At 67.3% G+C, this 14,027-nt stretch carries 9 protein-coding genes; 4 read left to right on the forward strand and 5 right to left on the reverse strand.

Features of this window, described 5'->3' with window-relative positions; translation table 11 throughout:
• Nucleotides 1-16: 16 nt before the first annotated feature.
• Nucleotides 17-1,156 carry a bifunctional methionine sulfoxide reductase B/A protein gene (locus tag H6717_16450; protein MCB9578619.1) on the reverse strand — a complete coding sequence of 380 codons (1,140 nt, stop codon included), beginning with the start codon at nt 1,154-1,156 and terminating at the stop codon, nt 17-19.
• A gap of 78 nt (nt 1,157-1,234) precedes the next feature.
• Between H6717_16450 and H6717_16455 the strand changes: the two genes are divergently transcribed.
• The 4 genes from H6717_16455 (at nt 1,235) to H6717_16470 (ending at nt 4,626) form a co-directional block, all read left to right on the forward strand.
• Nucleotides 1,235-2,602 carry a hypothetical protein gene (locus H6717_16455; GenBank protein MCB9578620.1) on the forward strand — a complete coding sequence of 456 codons (1,368 nt, stop codon included), beginning with the start codon at nt 1,235-1,237 and terminating at the stop codon, nt 2,600-2,602.
• On the forward strand, nt 2,599-3,045 hold the full coding sequence (locus H6717_16460) for a hypothetical protein (GenBank protein ID MCB9578621.1): 447 nt from the start codon (nt 2,599-2,601) through the stop codon (nt 3,043-3,045). The genes H6717_16455 and H6717_16460 overlap by 4 nt, the downstream gene beginning before the upstream one ends.
• 93 nt (nt 3,046-3,138) lie before the next feature.
• Nucleotides 3,139-3,990 (forward strand): FHA domain-containing protein, encoded by an 852-nt coding sequence (locus H6717_16465; protein MCB9578622.1) that lies wholly within the window; start codon nt 3,139-3,141, stop codon nt 3,988-3,990.
• Nucleotides 3,991-4,038: 48 nt separating this feature from the next.
• A complete protein-coding gene (locus H6717_16470; protein ID MCB9578623.1) occupies nt 4,039-4,626 on the forward strand; it encodes a hypothetical protein in 588 nt (195 codons plus the stop codon).
• A 1-nt stretch (nt 4,627) separates the two neighbouring features.
• On the opposite strand, the gene H6717_16475 is transcribed toward H6717_16470, so the two are convergent.
• From H6717_16475 to H6717_16490, 4 genes are all read right to left on the reverse strand, one after another.
• Nucleotides 4,628-5,986 (reverse strand): alkaline phosphatase family protein, encoded by a 1,359-nt coding sequence (locus tag H6717_16475; GenBank protein MCB9578624.1) that lies wholly within the window; start codon nt 5,984-5,986, stop codon nt 4,628-4,630.
• Between the two features lie 58 nt (nt 5,987-6,044).
• A complete protein-coding gene (locus H6717_16480; GenBank protein MCB9578625.1) occupies nt 6,045-7,154 on the reverse strand; it encodes an NAD-dependent epimerase/dehydratase family protein in 1,110 nt (369 codons plus the stop codon).
• Complete coding sequence (locus H6717_16485; protein ID MCB9578626.1) at nt 7,151-11,833, reverse strand: AMP-binding protein; 4,683 nt, start codon at nt 11,831-11,833, stop codon at nt 7,151-7,153. Before H6717_16485 ends, H6717_16480 begins: the two co-directional genes overlap by 4 nt.
• A 94-nt stretch (nt 11,834-11,927) precedes the next feature.
• Nucleotides 11,928-14,027: a protein kinase gene (locus tag H6717_16490; protein MCB9578627.1), complete on the reverse strand. Its 2,100-nt coding sequence runs from the start codon at nt 14,025-14,027 to the stop codon at nt 11,928-11,930.

Here is a 14,027-nt window from a genome sequence, read left to right on the forward strand (position 1 = left end):
CGCCCGAGCAGAGCGCTCAGTCCCTGAGGAAGTGGCAGGTGTACCCTCCCGGGTGCTTCTCCAAGTAGTCCTGGTGGTAGCCCTCCGCGGGGGTGAAAGGACCGGCCTCCACGATCTCCGTCGCGATCGGCCCCTTCCACTTGCCGCTGGCTTGAACTCGCGCCTTCACCTCTTCGGCCACCTTCTTCTGTTCCGGCGAGGTCACGAAGATGGCAGATCTGTACTGGCTTCCCACGTCGTTCCCCTGGCGATTCTTGGTCGTGGGGTCGTGCATGCGGAAGAACCACTTTTCGAGCAGATCCGCGTAGGAGAGCCTCTTCGGGTCGAACACGATCCGGATGCTCTCAGCATGACCGGTACGGCCTGTCTTGACCTGCTCGTAGGTTGGGGCGGCGGTGCTCCCCCCGGCGTATCCCACCTCGGTGTCGATGACGCCGTCGACCTTGCGCAAGATGTCTTCCATGCCCCAGAAGCAGCCGCCGGCCAGCACCGCGGTTTCCAGGGTGGTCTCGCACCCCGGTGCCTGGCCTGGCTCGGGGCGAGCACAGCTGTTGTCGCTGGAACTGGCCGCGGGTTTCGCAGAACCCTCGAACAGCGACCGATATTGTCCGTAGCCTTCGGCTTCGAGCTTCTCCACCGGAACGAAGCGAAGGGACGCTGAGTTGATGCAGTAGCGCTGTCGGTCCGGACCAGGGCCGTCGTCGAACACATGGCCCAGGTGCGAGTCCCCGGCGCGGGAGCGAACCTCGCGGCGAACCATCCCATGGCTGGAGTCGGTTTTCTCCACGACGCGAGCGTCTTCCACTGGTCGGGTGAAGGACGGCCAACCGGTACCGGAGTCGAACTTGTCACGGGAGCTGAAGAGCGGCTCGCCGGTCACCACGTCCACGTACAGGCCTTCCCGGTGGTCGTTCCAGAACTCGTTCTGGAACGGAGGCTCGGTGGCATCCCGCTGGGTCACCTCGTACTGCATGCGGGTCAGGCGGGCGTGCAGCTCCGCGTCATTGGGCTTGTCGTACTTGTGGGCGTCCATGGTCGTCGTTCTGTCCGTTTTCCGTTCGGGCGGGGGGTGTACGGCCTCGCTGCCCCGCCGTCCGCAGGCCGCGAAGGCCAGCAGCAATATCGCGAGGGTAGCTGCGACTTTTGCCGGCATCATCATTGTACCTAGGCCTACGAGCCGCGGCGCCAAGGGGTTACCCTGCCGAGTTGGCCCGTTTTGTGGGAAGATCCGCGGGTGACACGGAAGAGCTCGGCAAATCTGGCTTTGGCCGCCGCGTTCCTGGCAGTGGCCTGCGTGGGGAGCGGCGGCGATGGGCCCCCGCGTCCGGGCGGCCCTGGGAGCGGGGGCTCCGCCAACGGCACGGGCACCGGCGCGAACGGGGGCTCTGCCAACGGCACGGGCACCGGCGCGAGCGCGGGGTCCGGGAATGGCTCAGGCTTCGGCGGCTCCGGAAACGGCTCCGGCTCCGGCGGCACCGGAAACGGCTCTGGCTCGGGCGGCATCGGCGGTTCCGGCAACGGTTCCGGCTCGGGCGGCATCGGCGGCTCCGGCAACGGTTCCGGCTCGGGCGGCATCGGCGGCTCCGGCAACGGTTCCGGCTCTGGCGGCAATGGCACTGGTGGCTATGGCGCCAACGGCAGCACCAGCTGTGGCGCCTTCGGCACCATCACCAGCGACAAGGCTTGCACGTACTACGCCCAGTCCTACTGCGCCACGCTCTCGGTGTGCGCGCCCGCGTTGCTCGACAAGGCCGGCTACGACTCCGAGGCCACGTGTCGTGATCGCGTCTACCTGAGCTGCCTACAGCACATCATTGCACCCGGAAGCAACGTCGAACCTCGGCTGTACGCGGCGGCAGCGAACATTTTGGCGCAGTCGTCCTGCGCGCTGTTCTATTCCGGAGAAGCCACCGCGACGCTCACCATAGATTCCCTGTGCGGTGTGGCCGGCTCCAAGATCGGCGGAAGCGGCTGCTACGTCGACGACCAGTGCGACAGCCTGGTGTGCCAGAAGGGAGGCAACCTGTGCGGCGCCTGCACCACGGTGGCGGACGTGAATGAGCAATGCAGCTCCACCACGGGTTGCGCACCGGGTCTGTACTGCGATCAGCAGCTGTGCAAACCCAAGGGCAGCATCGGACAGAACTGCAGCAACAGCATCGACTGCACGCCGGAGCTTCACTGCGTGGTCGGTTCCTGTCAGCTTCGGCAGGGAGCCGGCGCCAGCTGCTCGTCCGAGCGCGACTGCAAAGCGGAACTGGTCTGCTACGGCGGCAAGTGCAAGCAACCGAGCCTGGGCGAGACCAATGCCAGCTGCAACGGCAGCGAGCCTTTGAGCTGCAACACGTTCAAGAACTTCTACTGCAGTGGCGGCAAGTGCACGGCGGGCTCGTCGGGCCTCCCGGGCCAGAACTGCACGTCCTCCAGCGTGTGCAAGTCCGGCGCGAAGTGCGTGATCCCGTCGGGGCAATCCCAGGGCGTATGCATGGCGATTGCCGTGGACGGCGCGAGCTGCAACGCGAACACCGGACCCTACTGTCAGGACCCGGCGGTGTGCGTGAGCGGCAAGTGTCAGCTCCTGGACGGAACCATCTGTCCGTGAGCGATCCGGAAGCCGAAAACCTGGCGCGCCTGTTCGAGGGTCGAGGGCCAGAGCTCTTGTCGTTTCTCTCCGGCCAGCTCGCCGTGCTCCGGGGACAGGGCCACACCTATCTAGGGATCGCTGGCGTGTGCATCAGCGTGACCGGGTTTTCCGGACACAACATGGTGAACGCCGGCGCCCTTTCCGCATCGAGCATGGTCATCGGATTGCTCCTGGTGCTGGCTGCCATCGTGCTCACGTTGCGCGCCCTGCGGCGGATCCGCTGGGTCAGCGAGGATCTGGGAGCCCATCCAGGGGAAGTCGTGGCCCGAGTCATCGCGCGTCGAAACGTGCAGCAGAAAGCTCTGGAGCGCGCTGGGATCTTGGTCGGCGTGGGGCTGACCTTCTACCTCACGGCGGTAGTGCTCGCCGCGCTCGGCAAAGCCGGCTGGACCGTGCCCTGACGGGGCTCGCGCCGAACCGACAAAACCCCGAGGACGAGGCGGTGCTATGCTCGGCGCGGCACCGTGGTGGCGAGTGACCCGAAATCCATTGAAGTGCGGCTTCGCGTCGGCGCCGCACAGATCCGTCTCGGGCTGGGTGACACGTTCATCGGCCGGAGCCCATCTTGCGACGTCGTGCTCCACTCCAGCAAGGTCAGTCGCAAGCACGCGTGCATTCACATCACGGCGTCATCCGTGCGCGTGGAAGACCTCGGGAGCGCCAACGGAGTCTTCGTAAACGGGCATCCTATCTCGGGGGCCAAGGCTCTGTCCCATGGCGACCGCGTCGCGATCGGCGGAGAAGAGCTGGAGGTGGTGTTTGGAGACGCGAGCGGGAGCCGCGCCAACCGACCCGGCGCGGTGACGCGCGGCGACCGCCCAACGCGAACCGTCGCGGCCGTACAGCAGCGATCTCCGGAGGCGGAAGCCTACGACAGCGAGGCGCCCAGCGGAACGCGGCGGGCGGACGCCTTCGAGCTCATCGGCCAGATCGTGGACCGGGCCCTGGCGGAGGGTCGAGCTGCGGACGCTGAGAGTATGATGCGCGTCCATCTGGCCAAGGTGCTCGACGAAGCCAAGGCTCGCGGCACCCTCTCGCCGGAAACGCGAGCGAGCGCTCTGGACTACGCGCTCAAGATCGCGAGCGCCACCCAGCAGGGGCGCTGGGTGGACTACGTGTTCGAGATGCTCACGGCGCTGAGGCTGCCGCTGAGCGCGACGCTGACGACGAGCCTCCGGGCGGTGGTGGCGAACGTGGACGGCATCAGCAGCGCGAAGGTCCAGAGCTACGTGGACGTCATCCGGTCGCTGGCCGACGAGCGTCAGACGACGTCCACCATGCACAGCGCAGACGCCATTCTGCGCGCGGTAGGGTCGCGGCGCGGGTCGACCCCTCCGGTTCGCTGAACACGGAGATGCCGCTCCACCCGAGATCGGGTGTAGCCTTGGCTCCAGATGTACGCGCGGCTCCACGCCTACCTGGACAGCCTGCCGCAGGGCCTCGACTCCTTCCCTGAGTGTCGGGTCAAGGCGTCGCTCTTGCGCGGCGCCCTCGACGACCCGGGTGCGAGAGTGAAGCTGGACGCCTTGCCCGAGCGACTCGCGAGCCTTTTCGGCTCCCCACCCCCTGTCACGCAGTGGATGCCCGAAGTCGTGAGCGTGGCCGCCCACTACGCCATCGCCGATGCGCGCGGCTTCGATGACGACGACGTCTTGATGTGGACGTATCGCGTCAACCAGCGCTTGGCACAATCACGATTGTACCGAGCCATGACCGCCGTGGCGACGCCGCGTCTCGCGCTCAGAGGCGCACGGCTCGCGTGGGGAATGATCCACAAAGGCATCGGGCTCTCCGTGCGCCTCGAAGACGACAGCGCACGCCTGACCGTCACACATCCGCGCGGGGTGTGGCCCAACCTGGTCCACCGCGCGAACGCCACCGGATTCCGCGCGGTGCTGGAGAGCTCCGGGGGCTCGAACGTGGAAGTCTTCGTGGCGGAGTCCAGCCCCGATCGCGCCATCTTCGACTGCAGCTGGACCTGAGCTACTTCGGAAACTGCGAAAGGCAAGCGTCGAGCTTGGCCTGATCCACCGGCGGTTCGTCGAGCGCCGGTGGGGCCATGAAGGGCGGGTTCTCGAAGTCGAAGAAGTCGAGCATCGCGTCGGCGTTGGCGTCGCGACGGGTCATTGCAGGAAGCTCGAACAGCGTCTCCACGAAGCGCACGATGCTGGTGTGGTCGTGGGTGACGTGGGACACGTAGTGCGCCTTGGTGTAGGGCGAGATCACGAACACCGGGACGCGGAAGCCGAGCTGGTCGAAGCCGCCGAGCTCGCCGCCGGTCAAGGGAGCGGTGTCGTCCGGAGCACAGGTCTTGGGCGGAGCCACGTGGTCGTAGAGCCCGCCGTGCTCGTCATAGGTGATGAAGATGACGGTCTTGTCCCAGTAGGGGCTGTCCATGATCACCTTGATCTGGTCGTAGACCCACTTCTGGCCGACCTGCATGTCCCCCGGCGGGTGCTCGCTCTCTTCCGCCGCGCCGCCCTTGCTGAACAGCGACTCCACCCAGGAGACCTGAGGCAGGGTGCCGGCGGCGACGTCCTTGGCGAAGTCCGAGATCTCGACGATCTTGTCGCTGTTGTCGAGCGCGACGTTCACCAACAACGACGACGCCGCCAGGTTCGTGCGGTACTCTTTCCACGTCACGCCGGCGTCGTTCAACGCGCCCATGAGCGACGGAACCTGTCCCAGTATGGGTTGGTTCTCCGTCTTGCCGAAGGAAGTAGCCGCGAGCCAGTACATGCGGTTCGGCCAGGTGGGGCCCATCACGGAGCAAAAGTAGCGATCGCTCGTCGCGAAGGTGTTGGCCAGCTGGTAGTAGAACGGAATGTCCTTGTCGTCGTAGTAGCCGATGGCCCGGGCGCCGGTGGGATCTGCGGTCTTCGCGTTCGCCTTGGCGAAGCCGTCCATGGCGCCTTCGTTCCACGATTCGTGGCTGCCGCCCCACTCGTGGTTCGTGTCAGTAAAGCAGTAGTCCGTCTTGTGCACGAAGGGCACGCTGGAATCGTCCGGCGCCGGCTGAGTGGTCCCCTCTGGCGCCACGTCCACGTCCGGCTGCCCATACTCGGGCAGTTTCTGGAAGTAGTGATCGAAGGAGCGGTTCTCCTGCATGATGAGCACCACGTGCTCGAAGGGCAGGCGCTTGCCCTGGGTCTTGCAGCTCAGCGTCTCCTTGGGCAGAGCACCGGCGGAAAACTCACAAGCAGCCCGGGAGTTCGCGTGGGTGTCCTCTTCCGGAGCGCAGTTCGTCAATGGCACGGTGCCTGCGGGCTCGTCGTCGCTGGAGGAGGAGCAGGCGGAAAGCAGGGCTAGGGCGCAAAACCCGAGAACGAAGCGTCGAAGCATGACGGCACCGAGGCTACGCCGACTCGGCGTTAAGGGCACGTGACAGTTCGACGACGGCTCAGCGACGAACGGCGGCCCGCAGGCTTTCGAGCGCTCGACGCGCCGAGTCCTCCAACGACCCCGCCCGGGGATGCGCCGCGCCCCGCGCCAGCAGATCCTCGACCGTGTCCCGTAATGTCTCGCCCGGATCCCGCGCCGTCCAGCCGAGCTCGCGTTCGGCCTTCTCACTGCTGCAATACCAGTAGTACTGCGCCATTTCCACGCTCACGGGATCGACGCTCGGCTCTCCACCGATGCGACGCACCGCGCGCGAGAAGACGTCGTTCAGCCCCAGGGCGAGGGCGCGATTGGCGGGCAGCTTCAAGCGCGGCGCGCGCACACCAGTCATGCGCTCGAGTCGCTGGAAGAACGCCTGGACCGTGAGGTTCTTGCCGTTCAAGAGATAACGCTCTCCCGCCTCGCCGCGCTCGAACGCGAGCAACATGCCCAACGCGGCGTCCCGTGCATCGACGAACGCCATGCCTCCCGACGGCACCGCTGGGATGTCCCGCTCCAGGAACTTCCGGACGTCCCCCGTGGACGACTCCCGCAAGTCCCCGGGGCCGAGCAGCAGACTGGGATTGACCACCACCACCTCGAAGTCTGGCGGAGCGTTGGCGTCCAACGCCTCCCGTTCGCCGTAGTACTTGCTGCGGTAGTAAGGGAATCGCGCGATGAGATCGAGGGGCGCGTCCGAGTGCTCATCGAAGATCTCGTCCGGATCCTCGCCCAGGGCGATGGTGCCGCTGGTGGACGCCACCACCACCCGGCGAACGCCGGCGCGCCGTAGTCCGGTCAAGGCGGTGCGCACGCCCGTCACGTTGATGCGATGGAGCGCTTCGGCGTCCTTCGGATCGCGGCTGACACGTCCCGTCGTCAGGAAGGCGCCTTCCATTCCCCGCGCCGACTCGGCCACGGCGTCCGCATCCAGGACGTCCACGGCGGAGACTCCGTCGCCGCCCCGCTTGCTCGTGGCCACCACATGATGGCCGAGATCCCCAAGCAGCCGCAGCAAGTGGGATCCCAGAAACCCCGTGGCGCCGCCCAGCCAGAAACGCCGAGGGGGCGAGAGCGGGACTCCGTGGCTGGAGCCATGGCCGTTGCCGTTCGCCTTGCCGTTGGCGCTCATCCGCCCAGCTCCCGATCGAGGGTTTGTCGGGCCGGCGCGAACACGGCGCTTGGTCGGTCCAGCTGAAATACCTTCTGGAAGGTCATCAACAGCCCGATGTTGTTGCTCTTCACCGCACCGGAGACGAACTCCGCCGGGTCCGGCGTATAGGCCTCGCGCACGATGCGGGTGAACAGCGTCGGCGTGGTCTTCAACACGCAGTCGGCGCTAGCCGTGGCCTTGCCGCGAGTCACCTGGCACTCGGTCGCGTCCACCATCACGGTCCAACGCTCCTTTTCCCCGAGGGAGAAGTAGAACGTCACCGTCTCGTCTACGGCCCCCGCGACGAAACGCCGCGACAGCTCCGAGAACACCGGCGCGAGCCCCTCGTCCTCCACTTGCGGCAGCGCTGCGTCGAGCGACCCCATCTGGGCAATGTCCAGGACCTCGCCGCGGGACAGCGCCAGCACCGCGCGCCGCACCAAGCTGCTCACGGCCCGGGAGGCCTCGGACGGCGACATTTCCGCCGTCAGCCGACGAAGATCCGAGACCGTTAGTGGTGGTCCGATGCGCGCCGCCACGTCGCGCCGGCGCGGAACGCTGGCGCCCTTGGGCAGCGCCCGATGAGTGCCGCCCAGGTAGACCGGCAAGATGTCGATGCCGTAGTGCAACGCCAAGTGCCCCACCGCGGGCTTGAACTCCTGAACCTCGCCGTCCGAGCTTCGAGTGCCTTCGGGGAAGATCAGCACGGTCTTGCCCTGCTCCAAGAGCTCCCCGGCTTGGCGCAAGCTCTGGCGAAGGGAGCCGGTGCGGGACATCGGCACCAGGTTCGTCAGGTTCTCGAAGTATGCCTTCCGCCAGCGGTTGCCCTCGAAGAAGTAGTCCTGGGCTGCGAGCGACACCAGATCCTGTCCGTAGCTGCCGAGGGCGTACTTCACGAGGCCCATGTCCAGGTGGCTCGCGTGATTGGCGGCCACGAGGGTGTTGCGGTTGAACGGGATGAACGCTCGGCCCGTGACCTTGGTGCTGAGCACGCGGTCGTAGAAACCCATCTGGGCTCGCCCCAGCCAGTGCATCGCCGCTTCGCGGAGCTCGTCCGGGATCTCGAAGGGCGTCTCGTCTTCTCGCTCGATGCTGGCAGAAGCCGAGGGGCGCCGCCCGGAGGACAGCTCCCGCAAGAAGGCCTCGGCGTCTTCAATCGTTTCCGCGCTGCTGAGCCGCTCTGCGTCCAGGGACGCCCCCACCTGGGCTTCGAGGGCCACGAGCAGCTCCAAGAGCATGAGGGAGTCGAAGCCGAGATCCCCGCGCAGGGACATGCCGGGGGACAGCTTGCTCGGATCCTTGCGGGTGATGGCGCCCACCGCGGCGCGCACCTGCCGCGCGGCGCGATCCAGCTCGCCCGTGGCTTCCATGCTGGGCGGCCTCTCGGACAGCGGCGCGACGCGCTCCACCAGTCGCTGTACCTCCCGGCGCTTCACCTTGCGGGTGGCGGTGCGCGGCAGCTCGCCGTCCACCAACGTCACGACGGAAGGACGCTGGACGACGGGTAGCTTCGAAAGGGCGCGGTCCAGCGCGCGCTTGGCTCGTGCGTGGCGCTCGCCGCGCGACCCGCCCTCGTCCTTGGCCACGACGGCCACGCACGCGACGCGCTCCCCGCCGCGGCCGTCGGACGCGCCCACGATCGCGAGCTCCACGACGTGTTCCACGCTGCCAATGCGTGCCTCGACGTCGTCCGGATACACGTTCTCGCCGCTGGACGTGACGATGGTGTCTTTCTCGCGGCCGACGATGACCAGGTTGCCCTTCTTGTCGAGCTTGCCCAGGTCGCCCGTGTGCAACCAGCCCTCGGAGTCGATCACCCGGCGCGTGGTCTCTTCGTCGTCGGAGTAGCCGAGCATCACGTTCGGACCGCGCGCCAGCACTTCGCCCACGCCTTCGGAGTTGGGATTGTCGATCCGGATCTCCACGCCGGGGACCGGCTTGCCCACGTGACCGGGCTTGGACTTGGGGCCGCTCTCCGCCACCGTGAGCACCGGCGCAGCCTCGGTGAGGCCGTAGCCTTCCGCCAGGTGCAGGCCCATGCCGCTGAAGAGGTGGTGCGTCTTCTCCGGCAAGGCGGCTCCACCGCTCACCAAGTAGCGAAGATGGCCGCCCAGCCCCGTGTGCACCGGCCCGAACAGGACCTTGCCGGCGTCCACGCCCAGGCTCTTGCCCAGCGTGCGATTCAGCTCCACGGCGAAGTCGAACACGTGCGAGGCCAGCGAGCCGCGCTCCGCGACCTTCGCGGTGATACGTCGTTCCAGCATCTCCCACAGCGCCGGCACGCCGATCATCGCGGTGATGCGTCCGCTCTTGAGCCCCGCCTCCAGTCGTTCCGCGGTGAGCTCGTCCAGGTACACCACCCGCGCGCCCCGCGAGAGCGGCAACAGCATGCCGCAGGTGAGCTCGAAGGTATGGTGCAGCGGCAGCACCGAGAGCACCCGGTCCCCCTTGGAGAGCGGGAACAGCGGGGCCAGGGAGGCGACCAGCGCGGTGATGTTCTCGTGCGAGAGCATCACGCCCTTGGGCGTGCCCGTGGTGCCACTGGTGTAGATCAGCGCGGCCACGTCGTCGGGTCGCGACTCCACCGCCTTGGGAATGGGCTCGCCGCTCTCCGCGGACGCCCACAGGTCGAGCCAGGAGATCCCGCCGCCGCGGGCGGCGTCTACGTCGTGGCGTACTCGCTTGCGGACCTTGTCGTCCGCGATGAACACCTTGGCGCCGGACGCTCGCGCCAAGTTCGCGGCGGCGCTGGCGTCGATGCCGGCGTCGAGCGGAACGACCGTGGCGCCCGCCAGGTGGATGCCGAAGAAGGCGATGGGCCACGCGGGGTGGTTGGCGCCGGCGAGCATCACGCGGTCTCCGCGTTCCACGCCGAGCGCCGCCAGCCGCCCCGCACACGCCAGGGAACGCCGCTGCCATTCGCGATAGGTGATGCGCGAGAGACCCTCGGTTTCCGTACGCTGGAGAGCGACGGCGAGATCGTAGCGCTCGGTCATTTCGCCGAGCATGGAGGTCAGCGTCTCGTGCCGCTCGGGGGCCTTCCGCGGCCGGCGGATGCGCTCGTCGATCTTGGGAAACACCCACTTCTCGAGGGCGGGAACGTGAACCTCCAAGAACCACTGCCGCCAGTCGATCTGCTCCGGCTGCCAGCAGATCTTGTCGCGGTCCGCGCCGTTCACTCTCGCGTACGCCGCCCGCGTGTTGTCGCAGCGGAACACGTAGTGGTACTCCGCCGTGAAGGGCACGAAGGCCCCGAGCACGTCGCCGATCTTGTCCTGTTGCTCGGCGAAGCCGCTCAGCACGCGAGCCGTTGGTGAGAGCAGCGGCGCCGCGGGCCCCAGAGCGGCGCGCTCGATGAAGCTAGCCGCCGTGCGCGTCGCCTTGGAGATGGCCTTGGGACCGAAGCGCCGGAACTGGTCCTTGTCGAGCATCGCACCTTCGAAGCGCGACTGCAGTGCGCTGAGCACCGGGCCGCCGCGACCAGTGCGCTTGTAGTACTTGCGCTTGTAGAGTCCGGAGAGCTCGAAGAAGCGCCGCATGGTGCACGGATTCGAGTCGCTGGAACCGTACTGGTAGACCGGCGGAGCGGTGCCCTCGAGCAGCTCCGCCAGCGAGAGCGTCATGCCCGCCGCGACCATGTCGCAGGGGATGAAGTCCAGGAAGTTGTCGGACCCCGGGATCTGCGTCTGCCCCTCGCGCAGGGAGTAGATCAGCGGCGCGCTGGTGTTGATCCCTTCGTTCCAGCCCGGAAATGGGTAGAACGACGTAGACTCCACGATCGCCGGGCGCACGATGGTGAAGGCCAGGCCGCTGCTCGCGACGATCTGCTCGCCGATCGCCTTGGTGTACGTGTACGTGTTCGGGAAGCCCCAGAACTGCGCTCGCTCCATCCCCATCTCGGCGAGCTGAGCTTCCACGAACTTGCGCTTCACGCGCTCCACCTCTTTTTCCAGGGTGGGTCCGCTGGATGGCTCGCCGCGATCCAGGAGGTTCTTCTTGGCTTGGTCCAAGAAGCGGCTCTGGCGGAACGCGTCGGACGAGCGGTGGCGCGCCTGCTCCACCACGTCGAGGCACTCGGCGATCTCGCGGTCCGGCTCCCAGTGCATCTGTTCCAGCTCGTGCGCCCGGGGAAAGGGAAACTCGCGAGGGTCCAGCTCCTCGATGATGCCCGTGCGACTGCCCGCGACGAAGCAGGTGCTGGTGTGGAGCAGAGGGACGTTGCCGAGATCCTTGGCCAGCGCCACCAGGTTCTGGACGCCGAAGGCGTTGACCTCCAGCGCTTCGTCGAGGGGCGGGTCGAAGTCCACTACCCCGGAGGCGTTCACCACGGCATCGATGGTGCCGCGCAGATCTTCTCGCAGCGGAGCGTCGAGGCCGCAGAAAGGATGCACGACGTCACCGCCGATGGGCGTGACCTTGTCGCGGAGGAACGTCTCGAACCGCTCGCCATGCTCTTCCCGCAGTGCGTTCAGGCAATCGTTCTTGGCGATCTCGTTCCAGAAGCGCTCGCGGGCGTTCTGCTTGTCGCGCTCGCGGACCACGAGATACAGGTGGCCCACGTCGGGGTATTTGGAGAGCAGGAAGGTCCAGAAGACCTTGCCCAGGAATCCCGTGCCTCCGATGACCACGAGACGCCGTCCGCCGAGCTGGGCAGACACGTCGAGCGGACCGCGAGGATGCGGGGCCTGACTGACCGTATTGGGCGTCATGATGAAACGGGGTCGATTTCGCTCCCCCGGGGCCGCCGGGGCGTCAAGGCTGGGGCCCGGAAATCCCCAGTTTTTCCACAGGCTGCGCCCGCTCGAGGGCTGCCCGCACGGCCTCCGCCGCGGGCCGAGCCGCGGGATTGGGGTCGAGCATCTGGGCGACCAGGGTCGAAAGCTCCGGAGCGAGATCCGGGGAAACGAGGATCGCCGCCTCCGCACCGGCGCGCGCGGCGAACACCGGCGGCGCCGCGAAGGGGTAGGCGCCGGTCAGCACCTCGTGCATCACGACGCCCAGGGCGAAGACGTCGGACGCCAGCGACGACTCGCCGCGCGCCGCTTCCGGCGGCATGTACAGCGGCGTGCCGACCAAGGCGCCGGTCTGCGTGAGCGCGCCGAGCTCGGTCCGGGCCAGGGCCGGATCGTCGGGCAGCGCCGTGTCCGCGAACGCGGGGGACTCGTCCGGGCGCGCGATGCCGAAGTCCGCGATGCGCGCCCGGACCGCGGCGGTTCCGCGGCGGTCCAACAAGACATTGGAAGGTTTGAGGTCGCGGTGGACGATCTTGGCCTCGTGAAGCGCAGCGAGACCGCGGGCCACGTCGGTGAGGATCGGTAGTCCCCAACGGGCGTCGCCGAAACGGGCGCGCTCGTCCTCCAGCGTGTTGCCGACGACGAGCTCCATCACCAGGTACAGGTAGCCCTCCGGCGCCACGCCCACGTCCACCAACGGAACGAGGCACTCGTGTCGCAGCTTGGCGGCGATCTCCGCCTCGCGGGCGAAGCGAAGCGCCTGCTCGAGGCGAAGCAAGCCGGTCATGAGCTTGACGGCCACGTGGCGCTCGTCCGTGAGGCGCACGCAATCGTACACCGCGCCCATGGCGCCGGCCCCCAAACGGCGCTCCACTCGGTAGCGACCGTCCACGACCGCGCCTCGGGTCAGCGCCGCGCTGGAGGTACCGACGTTTCTTGCACCGGAAAGCGCGGATTGAAGCTCCCGCGAGCGCCGTTCGAGCTGGTGGCGGAGCTCCTCGTTGAGCGTCTCGATCTCCTGCCCGCGCTCCTCGAGCTCGGTGACCTGCTGGCGCAACGTGCCCGCCGTCTGCTCGAGCCGCGCGCGCTGCGTGCGGTAGCTCTGCTCCACCGCGTAGCCGATGAACAGGAAGAAGACGAGCAGGCCGAGGCTCGTGAATCCCGTCGCCGCTTGCGTCGTCAAATCCAGTCCCACTGCGACGTCGGGGAGGGAAATCAAGACCAGGGCGCCCAGACCGTACAGCAGCGCCTTGGCTGCTCGATCACCGCCGCGCGCCTTGGCAATCAAATGTGGAATGATGACGACCGTCGTGAGTAAGACGAACAAGTAGACGAACCGATAGCTTTGCTGCACCGGTACGACGCGAACCGCGTCCAACACGATCAAGAGAACGGCAAAAGCGAGCGTCGACACGGCAGCGACACGAAGCCAACCCTTGCGGGTGTCGCCCACGGTGTCGCGCACGAACAGCGCGGCGGTTGCCGGAGCCGCACCAAGCCCCGCTGCCGTGAGCCAGCGCCAACCGCTCTCCAAGATCAGCGATCGCAATAGCAGTGCTTGAGAGACCGAAACCAAACTCAGGCTCAGCGCAAAGGCTCCGACGAACCGGTAGGACCGCACCGCGCCGGTGCGTAGCGACGAGCCAAGCAAGGCGATGCCCAGCACGGCGAACACCAAACCCAGCGCAAATTGCGGTAACTCGCGCTGCTCGGTCCACCGCACGAGCTGAAGCTCGGAACCCACGACAGCCCCGTGACTGCCGAGGGGATACCACGCGCGATGGACGATACAGGCGCGATGAGCCTGCCGAGGCGCGCCCAGCGGCAGAATGCCGCCGGCAATGTTGGCTTGCTTCCCGTCCACGCTCGCGCCAGCGATGCTGGATGCGCCCGGCTGAGCCAAAACCGGGTCGGAAACATCGAGCGCAGGAACTTGGTAGCAGACCTCCAGCATCTGCGCGCCGTCGCGATCGGGCGGCTCCAGATCCAGGCGTGTGAGCGCGTGGAATTCGCCGGTGCCCCTCCAGCGATACTCCGCGTGGGTGAGCTCGATCGCGCTGGCCGGCGTGCCGCACCCGGCGCACGCGAGCAGGGCGATCAGAAGCAGCGCAAAGCGCAA

Source organism: Polyangiaceae bacterium, from assembly GCA_020633235.1.
GTDB lineage: Bacteria > Myxococcota_A > Polyangia > Polyangiales > Polyangiaceae > JACKEA01.